Here is an 18,582-nt window from a genome sequence, read left to right as displayed (position 1 = left end):
AGCGTCCCCCGCCTGCCTTAGTCTGTCAAGCGGGCGTCGGACCGCAAAACTGGATTAAACCGACGTATTTAAGGGTGTGCTTTGCGCTTGGCAGGCCTAAATACGAAACAGTTGCCAAGAGGATGCGCTGTGCAGATTCGTTTCGATCATGGGCCTGATGGGGATGCCTGCCAGTTCGCGCAGGCGGATCGCTTGATCGTGGCGCACACGCCCGAAGAGGTTCCACAAGCGCTCAGAGCACTAGATGAGGCGCGGTCAGAGGGACATTGGCTGGCCGGGTTTGCAAGCTATGAACTGGGTTATGCGCTGGAACCACGGCTTGCGCCCTATATGCCCGTGCGTCGCCGTTTGCCGCTTTTGCAATTCGGCGCATACGCGCCACCAAGCGCTGCGGCATCTTTGAAGAGCGGGTTGGCGTCACTTGGTGATTTCGTGCCCGACTGGGATCAGACGCGGTATGCACGGGCATTTCAGGCAGTGCATGACTATATTTGTGCCGGTGATATCTATCAGGCCAATTTGACCTTTCCTCTGCGTATGACCGTAGAGGGTACACCACAGGCGCTTTATGCTGCGCTCTGCGATGTTCAGCCTGTGCGCTATGGCGCTTTGGTTGAGGCGGTTGGCTTGCCTGCGATTCTTTCACGTTCGCCAGAGCTGTTCTTTCGAACTCATGCCGACGGTCGCATAGAAACCCGTCCGATGAAAGGCACGCAGCCGCGCAGTCCGGATGCCGCTGAGGACGCCCGCCGCCGGTTCTTTCTGCAATCAGATGCCAAGAACCGGGCCGAGAATCTGATGATCGTTGACCTTTTGCGCAATGATATCAGCCGCGTGAGCGTACCGGGGTCGGTGCGCGTGCCAGAGCTTTTCTCGGTCGAGACCTACGAGACCCTGCACCAGATGACCTCGCTTATCATTGCTGATCTTATGCCGGGCATGGGCCTGTCGGAGATTCTGGGGGCACTCTTTCCCTGCGGATCCATCACGGGCGCTCCGAAATTGCGCGCAATGCAGATCTTGGCAGATCTGGAGCAGCGTGCTCGCGATATCTATTGTGGCTCAATTGGTTGGGCGGCCCCTGACGGGCGCGCTGAGTTCAATGTCGGCATTCGCACGCTGATGGTTGACGATGGGCACGCGACCCTCAACGTCGGCGGCGGTGTGGTTTATGACAGCACGGCAGCGGGCGAATATGAAGAGGCGCTGTGGAAAGCGCGTTTTGCCCGCGCCTTGGCCCGAGTCCCGGCCTGATCTATTCGGCCGCGTGGCGCAGCGGCGCATTTTCTGGGCAGTAAAGGTAATCGCGCGTTAACGGCGCGGTGTCCTGTTTCGGCGCCAACTGGAACTGAAACACGACCTGATCATTGAGGCGAAAGGTAAGCTCGCTCGCGATCAGATAGTAGCGCCACATCCGGCAGAACCGTTCATCATAAAGCGCGCGCACCTTGTCTATATTGGCCTCAAAGCGGTCGCGCCAATGGCGCAGGGTTTCCGCGTAGTGCAGGCGCCACACTTCGACATCTGTTGTGATCAGCCTGTGCCGCTCGACGGCTGCCACCGCTTCAGACATGGCCGGACAATATCCGCCCGGAAAGATGTATTTCAGGATCCAGGGGCTTGTCGCTCCCGGCGGTCCCGCGCGCCCGATGGTGTGGATGAGCGCGATGCCATCAGGGGCCAGCAGCCGCTCGACCGTGGCGAAATAGGCGTCGTAATGCGGCACGCCCACATGCTCGAACATGCCAACGGAAACGATGCGGTCAAACTGTCCCTTCACATCGCGGTAATCCATCAGATGAAAGCGCACCCTGTCCGCGAGTCCCGCCATTTCCGCCCGCTGATTGGCAATCGTATGCTGTTCCTGCGAGAGCGTGATCCCTGTCACATACGCGCCAAAATCGCGTGCCAGCGTAAGCCCCATTCCACCCCAGCCACATCCGATATCGAGCACCCGCATATCCGGCTCGATGAGCAGTTTCGCCGCAATATGTGCCTTTTTGGCGGCTTGGGCTTCTTCCAGGGTCATATCCGGCTGAGCAAAATAGGCGCAGGAATATTGCCGGTCTGAGTCTAGAAAGAGATCGTATAGCTCGCCTGAAAGGTCGTAATGATGGGCTACATTGGCGCGCGACCGTGGTGCCGGGTTGAATTGATCCAGACGCCGCTTGAACCAGCGTACCGCCTCCAGCGGGCGTCTAAACCATGGCTGTCCCTGCGCCGCGATATTGATCATAGCTAGGCTGATAAACCCATAGAGATCATCGCCTTCAATGGTCAGAGTGCCATCCATATAGCCCTCGCCCGCCGCCATGTCGGGCGACAGTACGATGCGCCGGGGCAGGGTCGGATCATGCAGCGTCACCGCAATCCTGTCACCAGCCGTGCCCGCGCCATAGTGCCGCGAGACCCCGTCGGGATAGGTCACGCTCAGGTGTCCTTGTTTAAAAAAATGGGTCAGCAACCCATCCAGAGCCTTGGTCCACATACAACACCCCATTTCCCCGCACCCACCGTGGCGCATTTCAACGGCGTACCAAACCAGTCATGTTGCCCGTGTTTTCCGGGCGTCACTGCTCATGTGTCAGGTATTTTTACTCAGATTGCCTTTTGTGTAAACGGTTTTGCGGTCACGGCCCCCGCCGCACCCTTGACTTTGCCGCCCTGCCAAGGTGTATCGGCCCGAACCCAAGACGATACCCCAGACCCGGGACCGGAGAGCAAACATGCACGCATATCGCAGCCATTCCTGCGCAGATCTGACCAAAACAGACGTAGGCGGGCCCGTCCGCCTTGCCGGTTGGGTGCATCGCATCCGCGATCATGGTGGGGTTTTGTTCATCGACCTGCGCGATCACTATGGCGTCACGCAGTTAATCTGTGACCCCGACAGCCCGGTTTTTGGGCAGGTTGAGAAACTGCGCAGCGAATTCTGCATCCGAATCGATGGCGAGGTGAAAGCTCGTGATGAGGGACTGGTCAACGCCAAGATCCCCACCGGCGAGATCGAAGTTTTCATCCGCGACATGGAAATCCTTGGAGCAGCCAATGAATTGCCGCTTCAGGTGTTCGGCGATCAGGAATACCCCGAGGAGACCCGCCTGCGCTATCGCTATCTCGATCTGCGCCGCGAGGCGATGCAGCGTAATATGGTGCTGCGCTCGGATGTGGTGGCCGCGATGCGCCGCCGGATGTGGGATAGAGGATTCCGTGAATTTCAGACGCCGATCATCACGGCAAGCAGCCCCGAGGGCGCGCGCGACTTTCTGGTGCCGAGCCGCCTGCATCCGGGCAAGTTCTATGCCCTGCCGCAGGCACCGCAGCAGTTCAAACAGCTGATCATGGTCAGCGGGTTCGACAAGTATTTCCAGATCGCGCCCTGTTTCCGCGACGAAGACCCGCGTGCCGACCGTTCGCCCACCGATTTCTACCAACTCGACCTTGAAATGAGCTTTGTCAAGCAGCAGGACGTGTTCGACACAATCCAGCCGGTCATTCAGGGCATTTTCGAAGAGTTTGGCGCGGGGGCGACTGTTGATACCGAATGGCCGCAGATTTCCTATGCGGATTCAGCACTTTGGTATGGCACCGACAAGCCCGACCTGCGCAACCCGATCAAGATGCAGGATGTCTCTGAACATTTCCGAGGGTCCGGCTTTGCCATCTTTGCCAAGCTGCTGGAACAGGATGGTACCGAGATCCGCGCCATTCCCGCCCCCACGGGCGGCAGCCGCAAGTTCTGTGACCGCATGAATGCGTTTGCCCAGAAAGAGGGTCTGCCAGGGATGGGGTATATCTTCTGGCGAGAAACTGATGGCGCGATGGAGGCCGCAGGGCCCCTCGCCAAGAATATCGGCCCTGAGCGCACTGAGGCCATTCGCGCGCAGCTTGGGCTTGGCGTGGGCGATGCTGCGTTCTTCCTTGGTGGCAAGCCGCAGGCGTTCGAGCGGGTCGCAGGCAAGGCGCGCACCGTGATTGGCGATGAATTGGGGCTGACGGATCAAAACCGCTTTGCCTTTGCCTGGATCGTCGATTTCCCGATGTATGAGGCCGATGAGACCACCGGCAAGATTGATTTCTCGCACAACCCCTTCTCGATGCCGCAGGGCGGGATCGAGGCACTGAATGGCGATCCGCTCAAGGTTCTGGGTTATCAATATGACCTTGCCTGCAATGGTTATGAGCTGGTTTCGGGCGCGATCCGCAACCACAAGCTCGACATCATGATCAAGGCGTTTGAACTCGCAGGCTATGGCGAGGAAGAGGTGCGCAAGCGCTTTGGCGGCATGGTCAACGCGTTCCAATACGGGGCGCCGCCGCATGGGGGCTGTGCCGCAGGCATTGACCGGATCGTGATGCTGCTGGCGGGTACCTCGAATATCCGCGAGGTGATCATGTTCCCGATGAACCAGCGAGCCGAAGACCTGATGATGAACGCGCCGTCGGACCCGACCTCGGATCAGTTGATGGAACTGGGCCTGCGGGTCATACCGCAAGACTAGGTGGGGCTTTCCCTTGGCGCGATATTCGGGCAAAGTCGCGCCAAGGAACTTGTGCAAGGCCCAAAAAAATGACTAAAAATCGGCCAGTTGGACCAAAGCTGACGAACTGGACACCGCCGCCCGCGCCGGATGGCGCGCCCCTTGTGGGGCGTTATGCGCGGCTCGATCGGCTGGATGCGGACCGACACGCGGCGGATTTGCACCGCGCGTTTTCTGTAGATGATACGATCTGGGATTACCTGCCCTATGGGCCGTTCTCGTCAGCAGCGCAGTTGCACCGATGGGCGCGGGAGGCGGCGGGGGGCAGCGACCCGCTGTTTTATGCCATTACCGACCTCGATCATGGGCATCTGGGCGGTGTGGCCAGTTATCTGCGGATCACGCCGCAAGCGGGCACAATCGAGGCGGGGCATATCAATTTCGCCCCCTGCCTGCAGCGCTCCCGCGCCGCGACGGAGGCGATTTTCCTTTTGATTCAATGGGCTTTTGAGGCGGGCTATCGCCGGTTCGAGTGGAAATGCGACGCGCTGAACATGCCGTCACGACGAGCGGCGCAGCGGTTGGGGTTGAGTTACGAAGGGATTTTCCGCCAGGCGACAGTGGTCAAAGGCCGCAATCGCGACACGGCATGGTTTGCCGCGATTGACGCCGAATGGCCCGCGTTGAAAGAGGCGTTTTCGCTGTGGCTTGACCCATCCAATTTCGACGCGGAAGGGCACCAACGCGAGAGCCTTAGTAGCCTCACGCGGTTGGTTCGGGTGGCCTCTGATCCGGCGCAGCGCTGAATTTCCCTGCGATTACAACAGGTCTGGCGGTGTCGCCTCGCGCGCCAGTTCTGCGGCGACCTGATCCAAGGGCACCACGCGGCTGTCCTTTTCCCCCAGACGACGCAGGGATACGGTGCCGTCCTCGACCTCGCGCGGGCCGCAGGCGAGGATCACCGGCACCTTACCCACGGAATGCTCTCGGACCTTGTAATTGATCTTTTCGTTGCGGGTATCGGCCTCGGCGCGGATGTTAAGGTTTGTAAGGTGTTGGGCGACTTTTGTAACGTAGTCATCCGCCTCGGAGACGATCGAGGCGACCACCACTTGACGCGGGGCCAACCAGAAAGGCAGACGACCGGCGTGTTCCTCGATCAGGATGCCGATGAAGCGCTCGAAGCTGCCCAACACGGCGCGGTGCAGCATCACCGGGCGGTGCTTGGCCCCGTCGGTGCCGATATAGGTTGCGTCCAGCCGTTCGGGCAGGACGAAATCAACCTGATGCGTGCCGCATTGCCATTTGCGCCCGATGGCGTCGGTTAGGGTGAATTCCAGCTTGGGCCCATAGAACGCCCCCTCGCCGGGGTTCACCTTGGGTTCGATCCCGGCGGCGCGGGTGGCTGACAGGAGGGCCGCCTCGGCCTTGTCCCAGACCTCGTCGCTACCCGCGCGGACATCGGGGCGGGTAGAAAACAGCACCTCGAAATCCGGAAAGCCCAGATCGCGGTAAATGCCGGACAGGAAGGCGATGAAACGCGCGGTTTCCGCCTCGATCTGATCCTCGGTGCAGAAGATATGCGCGTCGTCTTGGGTGAAACCGCGCACGCGCATGATGCCGTGCAGAGCGCCCGAGGGTTCATAGCGGTTGCATGATCCGAACTCGGCCATGCGCAATGGCAGCTCGCGATAAGATTTGAGACCCTGATTGAAAATCTGCACATGACACGGGCAGTTCATCGGCTTTAGTGCGTTCACGGCCTTTTCACGGGCATGGTCCTCGTCCACTTCGACGATGAACATGTTTTCCTGATATTTCTCCCAGTGGCCTGACGCCTCCCACAACTTGCGATCGACCACCTGCGGGGTGTTCACCTCGACATAGCCGCCGCGACGCTGCTGACGGCGCATGTAATCCTGAAGCGTGGTGTAGACGGTCCAGCCGTTGGGGTGCCAGAATACCTGACCGGGGGCCTCTTCCTGCATGTGAAAGAGGTCCATTTCGCGGCCAAGCTTGCGGTGATCGCGGCGCTCTGCCTCTTCGAGAAAGTTCAGATAATCCTTGAGGGCATCGCGGTTCTGAAATGCCACGCCATAGATGCGTTGCAGCATCGGACGGGTGCTGTCGCCGCGCCAATAGGCCCCGGCCACGCTCATCAGTTTAAAGGCGTCGGCGGGCACCTGACCGGTGTTTTGCAGATGCGGACCCCGGCAGAGATCCTGCCAGTCGCCGTGCCAATACATCCGCAGCGGCTCATTGCCGGGAATCGCCTCGATCAGTTCGATTTTATAAGGTTCGCCGGTGTCGCGATAATGCTGGATCGCGCGGTCGCGATCCCAGATTTCGGTGCGCACGGGGTCACGCAGGTTGATGATCTCTTTCATCTTTTTCTCGATGAGATTGAGATCTTCGGGCGTGAAGGGGGCTGAGCGGTCGAAATCGTAATACCAGCCATTCGCGATGACCGGGCCGATGGTGACCTTCACATCTGGCCAAATCTCTTGCACCGCGCGGGCCATGATATGAGCGAGGTCGTGGCGGATGAGTTCGAGCGCGGGCGCGTCATCCTTGATCGTGTTGATGGCGATGGCCGCGTCACGGTCGATGGGCCATTGCAGATCCCAATGCGCGCCCTCCACATGGGCGGAAATTGCCCGCTTGGCCAGCGAGGGTGAAATGCTGGCGGCGACCTCGGCAGGGGTTACGCCCGCGTCATACTTGCGTGCATTGCCATCGGGGAAGGTGAGGGAAATCTGGGCCATCTGCTTGGCTCCTCGTCGGTTTGGCGCCCACGGAACGCCCGGTTGCGGGTTTGTCCTGTGTCACATGCCCTCTTCAACGCGCAAGGTCAATAGGAGGGCGTTTTGATGCCGAAATTTGCATGCAAAAGCATACGTTCTCCCTTTTGCTGCGAGTCAGGAGAAATCTGTGGACATGTCGGATTTGAGTCCCTAGATGCCGTATATCGGACATGTAAATTGTTATGTTCTCAATCAGATGGGGGCCAAAAATGCCGCAGTATAATTCCAGATTTGAATTGTCGGTCGAGGATATGGACCTGATCGAGACCGCATTGCGCCAGACCAAGGCGGAACTGTCGGGGCAACCTGACGCGCTGGCGGATACGCTCGGCAATCCCGATGAGGCGCTGCGCCAGATCCATGATCTGTTGGGGCGTCTGCACAATCAAAAAGTATTCTACCGGCCACGGCGCGGTGCCTATATCGGCGGCTGAACGCGGGGCCGGGTAAATCTGGTTTGATCCTTCCGGTTGCGACGTGCATGATCGCACTGTTGCTGAAACGGAGGATGTGATGTCGGACCCTGACTATCTGGATGGGCCTGAGGGCCGCAGGCTTGCCTATCACCGGCACGCGGGGGATGGTCCCGGTGTGGTGTTTCTTGGCGGGTTCAAGTCGGACATGCAGGGCACCAAGGCGCTCTGGCTCGAGGATTGGGCGCGCGAGAGAGGTCGGGCGTTTCTGCGGTTCGATTATTCCGGGCACGGGCAATCGTCGGGGGATTTCGAGGCTGGCGCGATTGGCGATTGGGCGGCGGATGCGCGCGCAGTGATCGAGACGTTGACCGAGGGGCCGCAGGTTTTGGTTGGCTCGTCGATGGGGGGCTGGATTTCGCTCTTGCTGGTGCGGGCGATGCCGCGGCGCGTGGCGGGGCTGGTGACGATTGCCGCTGCTCCGGATTTCACCGAGGATTCGATGTGGGGCAACTTTGACGCGGCGCAACGGCGGGCGTTGATGACAGAAGGGCAGGTGGCGCTGCCGTCGGAGTATGGCGAACCCTATGTGATCACGCGGCGGCTGATTGAGGAGGGCCGCGATAATCTGGTTTTGCGCACGCCGTTGGATTTGCCCTTTCCTGTTCGATTTCTACAAGGAACCTGCGATATGGATGTGGATAAGTCCGTCGCTTTGCAGCTTTTGGACCATGCGCGTGGGCCGGATATACGGCTGACGCTGGTCAAGGGAGCGGATCATCGCTTTTCTGATGCCGGATGTCTGGCGCTGATTGGCGCGGCGGTTGCGGAGGTGAGCGCGGCATGAGGCGTGCGCCTTGCCGGGGTCGCGCAACTGGTGTTTTGTGGTGCCCGAGTGCAGGCTCAGTGAGACGGGTCAGAGGCAGGAGTGACGGATGAGCAGTGAGCCGGTGGTGTTTCTGCCCGGAATGATGTGTGATGCGCGCCTCTTTGCGCCGCAGTTGACAGCGCTTAGCCCGGACATGGCTGTGACCGTGGCACCGATCACCGGGGGCGACCGGATTGAAGAGATTGCCTCGGACCTGCTTGATGTGTTGCCGCGACGGTTTGCCTTGGCCGGGCTGTCGATGGGCGGGATCGTGGCAATGGAGATCTTGCGCCGCGCCCCGGACCGGGTGACGCGTCTGGCGCTGATGGACACCAATGCGCTGGCCGAGACCCCGCAATCTGCGACGGCCTATGAGCCCTTGATCATCAAGCTCAAGACCGGGGCCGTGGCCGAGGCCGCGCAGATGTTGTTACGGCCTGAGTCTTTGGCGTCTGGGCCAAAGCGTGCCGAGGTGATGGCTGAGGTGGTGCGTATGGCCGAGGCATTGGGGCCTGAAACCATCATCCGGCAGGTGCGTGCTCTGCAACGGCGACGCGATTATCAGGCGGTCTTGCGGCGTTGTCAGGTGCCTGTTCTGGTGCTCTGCGGTGAGGAAGACGGGCTGACCCCAGTGAAACGCCATCGGTTCATGGCTGATCTCATTCCCTACGCCAATCTGGTGGTGGTCGAAGGGGCAGGGCATTTGCCGGTGTTGGAACGGCCCGACGTTACGACGGCGGCGCTGCGCGGCTGGCTGCGGCAACCTCTGGTGTTGCAGCGGCGGGTGGATGCGTGAAGAAGAGCGGGGCGGCAGGCAAACCCGCCGCCCGTTTTATCAGGCCGAAGCGCGCGTGTTCTTGTTTGCAGGCTTAGGAGCCTTGCGCGCGTTGGCGTCAATGAAGTCAAGCACCAAGGGGCGGATGTTGTTGCGCCATGAGCGACCGGCAAAGATGCCGTAGTGACCCGCTTCGGGTTCCAGATAGCTGGCCTTGAGGGCGTCAGGGAGGCCGGTGCACAGATCGAGAGCTGCGACGCATTGGCCGGGGGCCGAAATGTCGTCTTTGCCACCTTCAACAGTTTTAACCGCGACACGGGTGATCTTGCCCAGATCCACCTTGTGACCGTTTACATAAAACCTGTTCTCGGCAATTTCCAAGCCTTTGAAGACCCGCTCCACGGTCGAGAGGTAGAATTCGGCGGTCATGTCCATGACGGCCAGATATTCGTCATAGAACCGGTTATGGGCGTCGTTGTCGCTGGCCTCGCCGCGCGAGGCGCGCAGGATCTGGTCCGAAAAGGCCGACGAATGGCGTTCGGCGTTCATCGACATGAAAGAGGCAAGTTGCAGCAGGCCGGGATAGACCTGACGGCCCACGCCCTTGTATTTGAAGCCAACACGCTGAATCATGGTCTCTTCGAGTTGGCCCATGGTCACGCGGCGACCGAAATCGGTCACATCGGTGGGGGTCGCATCGGGGTTGATCGGCCCGCCGATCAGGGTCAGCGTGCTGGGTTGCGCGTCCGGGTCGAGTTCCGCCAGATAGGCGGTTGCGGCGAGTGTCAGTGGTGCGGGCTGGCACACGGCGATCACGTTGATGTCGGGGCCGAGCGCCTTCATGAAATCGACAAGGTAGAGCGTATAATCCTCGATGTCGAACTTACCCTCGGACACGGGAATATCACGCGCATTATGCCAGTCGGTGACATAGACCTCGCAATTCACGATCAGGGATTTGACGGTCGAGCGCAGCAGCGTCGCGTAATGGCCCGACATCGGTGCCACCAGCAGAATCTTGCGTGGTTGTTCTTCACGGCCCGACACGTTGAAATGAATCAGATCGCCAAACGGGCGCGCGACAACTGTTTCGATGTTGACGAGGTGGTCGCGCCCATCCTCATGGGTAAAGGTGCGGATGCCCCAATCGGGCTTGGATACCATACGCTTGAAGCTGCGTTCGGTTACTTCTCCCCAAGCTGCCATCCATTGCAAAGCAGGATTTGGCACCATACTGAAAAGTGGATAAGATGCGAGGGAGAGGGCGGAGGCACCCAACCATTGATTGGTATTTCGGAGGGATTCCATCAGGTCGTATGTGGCCATGTAGCGCATGTTCGTCTCCTGTTCGGGCAATGGGCCCGGTTTATTCGTCGCGCGGTCCCCTCCGGTTCGTGCGACGCTATGCTGCATAGCAGAAAATGTTAAGGGGAAATATTTAAAATGGCAACGCAAGACGATGTCGCAGGGCAAAATCTGGAAAAACTGAATGAGAACCTCGCCAAGGTCGAACAGCTGTCGCAGCGTTTGATCCAAGCTCTTGCGGCGCGTAAACCTGCGAACCCGACGCTGAACGGTCCCAATCAAGAGCTGTTTGCCAAGGCGGCGAAATCCTATTGGGCCGAGGCGATTGAAAACCCCGGCAAGATCTATGAGCAGCAGTTGGAATACTGGGGCAAATCGGTGCGGCATTTCATCGAGGCGCAGCAGATCATGTTGCGGGGCGAGCCGGTGGCCGAAGAGGACGCGCCCGATCCGTTGGCGGGGGACAAGCGCTTTGGCAATCCGCTGTGGAACAGCCATCCGTATTTCAAATACATCAAGCAGCAATATGCGCTGAACGCGCAGGCGATCGAGAAAGCTGTGGGCGATGTCGAGGATCTGCCCCCCAAAGACAAGCGGCGGCTGGATTATTTCGCCCATCAGATCATCGACATGATGTCACCGACCAATTTTCTGGGCACCAACCCGGATGCGCTTGAGCGGGCCGTCGCGACCGAGGGGGAGAGCCTCGTCAAAGGGCTGGAGAATCTGATTGCCGATCTGGAGGCCAATCACGGCGAACTCGTGGTGCGCCTGGCCGATGACAAGGCATTCGAACTGGGCGCAAACATCGCCACGACGGAAGGCGAGGTGGTCTATCGCAACCGGATGATGGAGCTTATTCAATACAGCCCCTCGACCGAGCAGGTGCATGCAATCCCGATCGTGATTTTCCCGCCGTGGATCAACAAGTTCTACATTCTCGATCTCAAGCCGGATAACTCTCTTATCAAATGGGTGGTTGATCAGGGCTATACGCTCTTTGTGGTCAGCTGGGTCAATGCGGATGTCAGCCATGCCGATGTCGGCATGGAAGATTATATCGAAGAAGGATTCCTGACGGCGATTCGCGAGGCCAAAGCGATCACCGGGCAGGATCAGGTCAACACGGTTGGCTATTGCATCGCTGGCACGACGCTGCACATGACGTTGGCGCTGATGGCCAAGCGCGGGGACAAATCGGTCAAATCCGCCACGTTCTTTACCGCGCTGACCGATTTCTCCGAACAGGGGGAATTCACGCCGTTTCTTCAGGATGATTTCATTGATGGGATCGAGGAAGAGGTGAAACAGCAGGGGGTTTTGCGGTCGTTCATCATGGGGCGCACTATGTCGTTCCTGCGCTCGCGCGATCTGATTTATCAGCCCGCGGTGCGCAGTTATATGATGGGCGAAGCGCCACCGGCGTTTGACCTGCTCTATTGGAATGGGGACGGGGCCAATTTGCCGGGCAAGATGACGGTGCAATACCTGCGCGGGCTGTGTCAGAGCAACAAGTTCGTGACCGATGGCTTTGATCTATGTGGCGAGCGGTTGCACATCCGCGACGTCAAGGTGCCGCTGATGTCGGTGACCTGTGAGACCGACCATATTGCGGCCTGGAAGGATTGCTATCGCGGTTTTCAGCAGACCGGCTCTAAGGACCGGACGTTTATCGTTTCGGAATCCGGGCATATTGCCGGGATCGTCAATCCGCCGACCAAGAAGAAATATGGTCATTACTCCAATGACGATCTGAGCGGAGATGCCGAGGCCTGGATGGCGGGGGCGCAGTATAACGAGGGATCGTGGTGGCCTCGGTGGGAAACGTGGCTGGCCAAGCGGTCCGGCAAGATGGTTGCGGCGCGGGAACCGGGCGATTCGGAGCATCCGGCACTGGCTCCGTCCCCCGGAACCTATGTGCGCAAAAAGGCAACTCTCTGATCTTTGGCGCTTTTTCCTTTCGTGGGACAGGGAAATGCTGCACTGCAGAAAAAACTTGAAATGCTGCACTGCAGCATGTATATGTTGTTGCAGTTGCAGAAACGGCGGAACATCCCGCCAGAAGCTAAAAGGACCGAACCAATGGCAAAAGCACAAGATTTCACCACGATGTTCAAAGACGTCATGGGCACCTTTCCTGTCGACACCAAGGCAATGGAAGATGCATTCAAAAACCAAGCGACCCTGAGCGAAAAGCTCTCGGGTGTTGCTCTGACCGCAGCTGAGAAATCGGCTGAGATCTCGAACAAATGGACCAAAGACACTCTCGCCAAGCTGAGCGAAATGTCCAAAGCCAAAGCTGAGCCCGCTGATTACGCCAAAGCGATGACCGATTTCGCATCGGCCAATGCAGAAGTGGCCGCCGAGAACATGGCAGCGTTTGCCGAAGTGGCGAAGAAAGTTCAGATGGAAACCGTCGAGCTGATGCTGGCCGCTGGCAAAACCATTCAGGAAGACGCCACCAAGGTTGTCAAGAAAGCCGCAGACGACGTAACCGCAGCGACCCAAAAGGCGACCGCAGCGGCCAAGTAAGGTTAGCAGACCCATACCCTGATCCCCTCCCTTGAGGGGTGTGGACTGCGAAGGGCGAGCCATGCGGCTCGCCCTTTCTTTTTTCTGCACATGCGTCTAAGCTCTGCTGCAGCGCTGCATTATCCGGGAGGATACCCCTTGGCTGACCCCAAAAAACCGCTGCTGATCAAACGCTATGCCAGCCGGCGGCTCTATAACACCGAAACATCTGATTACGTTACGCTTGAGGATATCGCCGAGTTCATCCGCGACGGGCGTGAAGTCCAGATCATTGACCTCAAATCGGGGGATGATCTGACGCGGCAATATCTGCTTCAGATTGTTGCAGAGCATGAGAGCCGGGGCGAGAGCGTGCTGCCGATCAATGTGCTCAATGATCTGGTGCGCAGCTATACCACGCAAGCCACCAGCATCGTGCCGGAATTTCTGGCGGCCAGTTTCGACATGCTGCGGGACGGCCAATCCAAGATGCTGGAGAACCTGACCAAGGCCAGTCCGCTGGCCGCGATGCCCGGCATGGAGGCGATGCGTGCCCAGCAAGAAGCCTTTATGAAGGCGATGACCGGTGGGCTGAAGGGACTGGGCAGCACCTCGCCGCAAGGTGGCAAACCCTCGGAGGCGAGTGACGAGGGTCTCGACGAGATCAAGAAACAACTGGCTGAATTGCAGGACAAACTGTCCAAATTGGGCAAATAGATTGGCATGGTTGAGAGCCCGGGGCGGATAACCCTCTGGGGGATCGAAGTGTTCATGGCGGCGGCCGATGAACGCTCGATCTCGGCTGCGGCGCGGCGGTTGGGGGCGAGCCCGTCGGCGGTGAGCCAGCAACTGACCAATCTCGAAGGGGCGGTGGGGGCTACGCTGTTGCAGCGCAACGCGCGGCCGATCCGACTGACCCCGGCAGGCGAGATCATGCACCGGCGCGCGCTTGTCATTCTGAACGAAGCGGCGCAGGCGCGGGCAGAATTGGCCATGTCGCATCTCTCGACCCTGACGCGGTTTCGACTGGGCATGATCGAGGATCTGGAGGCGGATGTGACGCCACAGCTCTTGACCCATATGGCCGGAGAGTTGAAAGGCTGTCAGTTCCTGTTGGAAACCGGGGCAAGCCATCATTTGTATGACCAGTTGGACGCACGGGCGCTGGATGTGATCGTGGCGGCGGAACTGGGCGGCGAGGCGGATTGGGTTGAGGTACATCCGGTCTTGCGTGAAGGCTTTGCCGTGGTGGCTCCGCGCGGTGTGATCCGACCCGAGCGCGACGTGCTGCGGCAGCTCAAGCGTCTGCCGCTTATCCAATACACGCAGCGGCATTACATGGGGCGGCTGATTTCGTCACATCTGGCGCGACAGAACCTAAGCTTGCCGCACCGGTTTGAATTGGACAGCTATCATTCCATTCTTGCACTGGTCGGGCAGGGGACCGGGTGGTCGATCCTGACGCCGCTGGCGTTGATGCGGGCGCGGCGCTTTGCCGATCAGATCGACGTGTTTGAGTTGCCGATGGCGCCGCTCACGCGCACGATCAGCGTGATCGCGCGCAAGGGGATATTGCAGGATATGCCTGCGACGCTGGCGGAGAAGCTCAAGCCGATCCTCCGCGATACGATCGTGGCGCCCATCGTGGCCCGGCATCCGTTTCTGGCCGATGGGTTGTCGCTATTCTGAAGCCGTGCGGCGGTCGCGAAAGAATGTCTTGAGTAGCACCTCGGAGGCCCGCGCGCCGATTCCGTCATACACCTCGGGGACATGGTGGCATTGGGGATGCGTGAATACCCGTGCCCCTTGGGCAACGCCGCCGGATTTGGGATCATCCGCGCCGTAGTAGAGCCGGGCGATACGCGCGGCGGATATCGCGCTTGCGCACATGGCGCAGGGCTCGAGCGTGACATAGAGGTCATGGCCCACCAGCCGCTCTGATCCCAGTGCTACGCACGCGGCGCGGATCGCGAGAATTTCCGCATGCGCTGTGGGATCGCTCAGTTCCCGGGTGCGGTTGCCCGCCTGCGCCACGACCCGGCCCGCGGCATCGACCACCACCGCGCCCACTGGCACCTCGCCACGGGCACCGGCGGCCCGCGCTTCATCGAGCGCCCGGTCCATATGTGTCGTGTCTCTCATGCCGCCTTATGTGTCCAATCCGCCGAAGGATCAATTGGCCAATGGTGCGGAATGCGTGACCTTGCGCACCAGATCGGCGTTGAACTGGGCCTGAAGGGCAACGTGCAGCTTGGAGGATTTGCGCAAGAGCCGGTGCAGTTCCGCCGCGTCCCATTCCAGAATGCGTGCGCCCGGCTCTGCCGTGACCGAGGCGCTTGCTTGCGCGCCGGTCAGAAACGCCAGCTCGCCCACGAACATCGGTGCCTCGACCAGCGTTTCCTGTCCGGTCTTGTCGATGCGCAAGGCCCCCTCATGTACATACCAGAGCCGCTTCACCGGCGTGCCGGCCATGGTCAGGGTGCGCGGCGCGGTCACCGCGATCGTCCGCGCGGATTTCAGCAAGCGCCGGAATTGGCCCGGTGTCAGCATCGGGAACTGTTGAAAGAGCGCCTCTGTTTCCTTGGACATCGAGAAGGTCGTGCGTTCCAGAATCACGACCCCGATCATCGCAAGGTTGGCCGCACCGAGCACGGCATTGGTGGTGATCGCATCCCACAGTGGCGTATCGGCCACATGATAGTAGTAGAACAGATAGAGCACGCTGGCCGCCAGCATCAGCAGCCGCAAGAGCAACTCGTCCCGCGCCAGAAAGCCGAAAAAATCGAAAACGAACGCCATATAGACCAGAATCCCGATCGAAAGCCCAAACTGCCAATCCATTGATCGCCCCCTTCCGTCGTGCGTGGAAACCATAGCGACGGGGGCGGCGTGCTGATAGGGTCTTTTTCCAGACAACGGTTTGCTCTATGGCCTCATCCCATGAACACATCCCACTCCACTCCGCCGGGCGAGCGAATCGCCAAGGTCATTGCCCGTGCCGGTATCGCAAGCCGTCGCGAGGCTGAACGCCTGATCGAAGCGGGGCGCGTCACCGTCAACGGTCAAAAGGTTCTGCGCGCGGCATTGAATGTCACGCCTGCGGATAAGGTGGTGGTCGATGGTCGGGCGCTCGATGCGCCGGAGCCGCCGCGCCTGTGGCTCTATCACAAGCCTACCGGCCTTGTGACCACGACGCGCGACGAGCAGGGCCGCAGCACGATCTATGACGATCTGCCCGAGGATATGCCGCGGGTCATGAGCGTCGGACGGCTTGATCTCAACTCTGAAGGTTTGCTCTTGCTCACCAATGATGGCGAGCTGAAGCGCAAGCTGGAATTGCCCTCGACCGGCTGGTTGCGGCGCTACCGGGTGCGGGTGAATGGCCGACCCACGGATGCCACGTTTGAGCCGCTGCGCAAGGGGCTGGTGGTGGAGGGAGAGGCGTTTCAGCCGATGATGGTCACGTTGGACCGTCAGCAGGGGGCAAACGCCTGGATCACCGTGTCAATCCGGGAGGGTAAAAACCGTGAGATCCGGCGTGCTATGGAGGCGGTGGGGCTGGTGGTGAACCGGTTGATCCGGCTGTCGTATGGGCCGTTTCAGTTGGGACAGTTGAAGCCGGGCGCGGTCGAGGAAATCCGCCCGCGGGTGCTGCGCGATCAGTTGGGTATGAAAGACGAGCCCGAGGCCGTGGAGGCCAAGCCCACCCGGCCCAAACCGCAGCGGCGGCGGCGCTGAACAGGCGGCGCTTTGAGCCGGGTTGCGCCCGAGTATTTTTTGCCAAGGTGAATGCAAGAGTGATTTTTGTTGATCCGGATCAAGGAGACGGCGGAGTTTGATCCGTAGGGTTGAGGGCGAGCAATCAAGAAGGAGAGATGCGCGATGTCCAATACCCCCCACGAGTTGCTGGAAGAGTTTCCGCAACTGGCCGAAAAGATCAGCGAAATGAGACAGGCGGATGCGCATTTCGCCCGATTGGCGGATGAATATCACGAGCTGAACCGTGCCGTGCATCGGGCTGAGACGCTGGTTGAGCCAGTGGAAGAGCTGACCGAGGTCGAGATTCGCAAGAAGCGCGCGGCGCTGAAGGATGAGATTTATCGTCGGCTTACTGCCTGAGGCAGATTTATTGACCGACGCGCGCAAGACGGCGAAACCGTCTTGCGCGTTTTATATTTTCAGGACAGCGATTTTCAGAGAGGCGACGGTCAGTCCCACGTTCCTGAAAACCGTTCCTGCCAGACCACTGCACTATTCCAGATCTCGTGTATATATCTCGCCCCATTGGCGTAGCGCCCCCATAACCGGTCCGAGTGCGCGGCCCGTTTCGGTCAGCACATACTCAGAGCGTGGCGGGTTGGCAGAATAGGTGCGGCGCGCAAGGATTCCTGCGCTTTCCAGCTTTTTCAACCGGTTGGAGAGGGTGTTGGGTGAAAGCCCGAGCATGTCCTGTAAATCCTGAAAACGGCGCGGGCCTTCGAGAAAGAACTCGCGCAGGATAAGGATCGACCATTGGTCGCCCATGGCATTCGTGGCCCGCAAGATCGGGCAATTGTTACGGTTGGGTGTCGTCATAGGTTTGAGTATAGCTATTCGGTTCAAAATAGGAATTGACTATAAAATAAATAGTAACTACCAAAAAGATATCAAAATGGAGGTTTCGCTGATGTTTGATATCTTTCTCGCCTATGTGCATGCATTCTTGATTCTATTGCCGGCGCTCGCGCTGATTGTTGTGGCCGTCGGTGCCGTGCGCGCAGGGATGGACGGGGCTGCACTTGCGCGGGCGGTGCTGTGGCCTGCGGGTGTCTTGTCGCTTTGGGGTGCTGCGGCAATGGCGCTGTCGCAATCGGGTGGGTTCATGGTGCCCGCGACGATGGGAGAGCCGCCTTTGGTTCTCCTTTCAATGCTGGGTGGCGCCGGGACACTTTGGCTCTTGGCCACGCGGACTCGGACGGGGCAGGCCATTGTGGCGCAGACCGATCCGGGGCTGCTCATCGCTTTTCAGATCCCGCGCATCATGGGGGTGATTTTCCTGATAGGCTGGGTGGCGGGTGTCATCCCTTGGCAATTCGCGCTTTTGGCCGGGCTGGGCGATATCTGGGCCGGGGTCGAGGGCTACCGGGCGTGGCGCGCCTGTACCCAAGGCGCACCGGACGCAAGAGCCAAGCTGCTGCGCGCCAATATCATAGGGCTGGGGGATTTCGTGGTCGCAGTGCTGGTGGGGATTACCACCTCGGAAGGTTTCGCGCATCTGATGGCGCATGCGACTCCTAACATCATCAACCTGCATCCATTGGCGATGTTTCCGGGTTATTTCGTGGCGATTTTCCTCGCCTTTCACTTTGTCTCTCTGAGCAAGCTGCGGCGTCACTCCTCCAGAGTTCCCGCAGCCGCCTGAGAGATGAGGCGCGCAAGGCGGTGT

The 18,582-nt window shown here is 59.6% G+C and carries 19 protein-coding genes; 13 read left to right on the top strand and 6 right to left on the bottom strand.

The annotated features are described in order from the left end of the window. Positions 1 to 129: 129 nt before the first annotated feature. A complete protein-coding gene (locus ACN0SW_RS06665; RefSeq protein WP_417727132.1) occupies positions 130 to 1,254 on the top strand; it encodes an aminodeoxychorismate synthase component I in 1,125 nt (374 codons plus the stop codon). A gap of 1 nt (position 1,255) precedes the next feature. On the opposite strand, the gene ACN0SW_RS06660 is transcribed toward ACN0SW_RS06665, so the two are convergent. Further along, positions 1,256 to 2,488, bottom strand: a complete 1,233-nt coding sequence (locus ACN0SW_RS06660) for a class I SAM-dependent methyltransferase (RefSeq protein ID WP_417727131.1) — start codon at positions 2,486 to 2,488, stop codon at positions 1,256 to 1,258. Between the two features lie 238 nt (positions 2,489 to 2,726). Here ACN0SW_RS06660 and aspS point away from each other — a divergent pair, with 238 nt between their 5' ends. After that, positions 2,727 to 4,502 carry an aspartate--tRNA ligase gene (gene aspS / locus ACN0SW_RS06655; RefSeq protein ID WP_417727130.1) on the top strand — a complete coding sequence of 592 codons (1,776 nt, stop codon included), beginning with the start codon at positions 2,727 to 2,729 and terminating at the stop codon, positions 4,500 to 4,502. Positions 4,503 to 4,570: 68 nt separating this feature from the next. Then, positions 4,571 to 5,287, top strand: coding sequence for a GNAT family N-acetyltransferase (locus ACN0SW_RS06650; RefSeq protein WP_417727129.1), 717 nt, complete (start codon positions 4,571 to 4,573; stop codon positions 5,285 to 5,287). Positions 5,288 to 5,299: 12 nt separating this feature from the next. Here the strand turns inward: ACN0SW_RS06650 and thrS are convergent, their stop codons facing one another. Beyond that, positions 5,300 to 7,246 carry a threonine--tRNA ligase gene (gene thrS, locus ACN0SW_RS06645; protein ID WP_417727128.1) on the bottom strand — a complete coding sequence of 649 codons (1,947 nt, stop codon included), beginning with the start codon at positions 7,244 to 7,246 and terminating at the stop codon, positions 5,300 to 5,302. 248 nt (positions 7,247 to 7,494) lie between these two features. Between thrS and ACN0SW_RS06640 the strand changes: the two genes are divergently transcribed. The 3 genes from ACN0SW_RS06640 (at position 7,495) to ACN0SW_RS06630 (ending at position 9,362) form a co-directional block, all read left to right on the top strand. Next, positions 7,495 to 7,719, top strand: a complete 225-nt coding sequence (locus ACN0SW_RS06640; RefSeq protein WP_417727127.1) for a hypothetical protein — start codon at positions 7,495 to 7,497, stop codon at positions 7,717 to 7,719. Positions 7,720 to 7,798: 79 nt separating this feature from the next. Continuing rightward, on the top strand, positions 7,799 to 8,545 hold the full coding sequence (locus ACN0SW_RS06635; protein ID WP_417727126.1) for an alpha/beta fold hydrolase: 747 nt from the start codon (positions 7,799 to 7,801) through the stop codon (positions 8,543 to 8,545). 88 nt (positions 8,546 to 8,633) lie between these two features. Then, positions 8,634 to 9,362 (top strand): alpha/beta fold hydrolase, encoded by a 729-nt coding sequence (locus tag ACN0SW_RS06630; protein ID WP_417727125.1) that lies wholly within the window; start codon positions 8,634 to 8,636, stop codon positions 9,360 to 9,362. Between the two features lie 39 nt (positions 9,363 to 9,401). Here ACN0SW_RS06630 and phaZ read toward each other — a convergent pair whose 3' ends face one another. Further along, on the bottom strand, positions 9,402 to 10,676 hold the full coding sequence (phaZ, locus tag ACN0SW_RS06625) for a polyhydroxyalkanoate depolymerase (RefSeq protein ID WP_417727124.1): 1,275 nt from the start codon (positions 10,674 to 10,676) through the stop codon (positions 9,402 to 9,404). Between the two features lie 108 nt (positions 10,677 to 10,784). On the opposite strand from phaZ, the gene ACN0SW_RS06620 reads away from it, so the two are divergent. From ACN0SW_RS06620 to ACN0SW_RS06605, 4 genes are all read left to right on the top strand, one after another. Further along, a complete protein-coding gene (locus ACN0SW_RS06620; RefSeq protein ID WP_417727123.1) occupies positions 10,785 to 12,587 on the top strand; it encodes a PHA/PHB synthase family protein in 1,803 nt (600 codons plus the stop codon). Positions 12,588 to 12,728: 141 nt separating this feature from the next. Beyond that, positions 12,729 to 13,178, top strand: coding sequence for a phasin, PhaP (locus ACN0SW_RS06615; RefSeq protein ID WP_417727202.1), 450 nt, complete (start codon positions 12,729 to 12,731; stop codon positions 13,176 to 13,178). Positions 13,179 to 13,316: 138 nt separating this feature from the next. Next, positions 13,317 to 13,874 (top strand): polyhydroxyalkanoate synthesis repressor PhaR, encoded by a 558-nt coding sequence (gene phaR, locus ACN0SW_RS06610; RefSeq protein WP_417727122.1) that lies wholly within the window; start codon positions 13,317 to 13,319, stop codon positions 13,872 to 13,874. 6 nt (positions 13,875 to 13,880) lie between these two features. Then, a complete protein-coding gene (locus tag ACN0SW_RS06605) occupies positions 13,881 to 14,846 on the top strand; it encodes a LysR family transcriptional regulator (RefSeq protein ID WP_417727121.1) in 966 nt (321 codons plus the stop codon). Here the strand turns inward: ACN0SW_RS06605 and ACN0SW_RS06600 are convergent. Both ACN0SW_RS06600 and ACN0SW_RS06595 read right to left on the bottom strand, forming a co-directional pair. Beyond that, positions 14,838 to 15,299, bottom strand: coding sequence for a nucleoside deaminase (locus tag ACN0SW_RS06600; RefSeq protein ID WP_417727120.1), 462 nt, complete (start codon positions 15,297 to 15,299; stop codon positions 14,838 to 14,840). The genes ACN0SW_RS06605 and ACN0SW_RS06600 overlap by 9 nt on opposite strands. Positions 15,300 to 15,329: 30 nt before the next feature. Beyond that, positions 15,330 to 15,998: a Crp/Fnr family transcriptional regulator gene (locus ACN0SW_RS06595; protein ID WP_417727119.1), complete on the bottom strand. Its 669-nt coding sequence runs from the start codon at positions 15,996 to 15,998 to the stop codon at positions 15,330 to 15,332. Positions 15,999 to 16,097: 99 nt separating this feature from the next. Between ACN0SW_RS06595 and ACN0SW_RS06590 the strand changes: the two genes are divergently transcribed. Next, positions 16,098 to 16,895: a pseudouridine synthase gene (locus tag ACN0SW_RS06590; RefSeq protein ID WP_417727118.1), complete on the top strand. Its 798-nt coding sequence runs from the start codon at positions 16,098 to 16,100 to the stop codon at positions 16,893 to 16,895. Positions 16,896 to 17,039: 144 nt separating this feature from the next. After that, entirely contained in the window at positions 17,040 to 17,276 is a 237-nt protein-coding gene (locus ACN0SW_RS06585) for a YdcH family protein (protein WP_417727117.1), read from the top strand. A 132-nt stretch (positions 17,277 to 17,408) separates the two neighbouring features. Here the strand turns inward: ACN0SW_RS06585 and ACN0SW_RS06580 are convergent, their stop codons facing one another. Continuing rightward, complete coding sequence (locus tag ACN0SW_RS06580) at positions 17,409 to 17,732, bottom strand: winged helix-turn-helix transcriptional regulator (protein ID WP_417727116.1); 324 nt, start codon at positions 17,730 to 17,732, stop codon at positions 17,409 to 17,411. Positions 17,733 to 17,823: 91 nt separating this feature from the next. Here ACN0SW_RS06580 and ACN0SW_RS06575 point away from each other — a divergent pair, with 91 nt between their 5' ends. Beyond that, positions 17,824 to 18,558 carry a hypothetical protein gene (locus ACN0SW_RS06575; protein ID WP_417727115.1) on the top strand — a complete coding sequence of 245 codons (735 nt, stop codon included), beginning with the start codon at positions 17,824 to 17,826 and terminating at the stop codon, positions 18,556 to 18,558. Positions 18,559 to 18,582 lie beyond the last annotated feature (24 nt).

Origin of the sequence: Roseovarius sp., from assembly GCF_048262375.1 — a bacterium.
GTDB lineage: Bacteria > Pseudomonadota > Alphaproteobacteria > Rhodobacterales > Rhodobacteraceae > Roseovarius.
The sequence above is the reverse complement of the archived record's forward strand: the minus strand, read 5'-3'. Positions and strand labels throughout refer to the sequence as shown.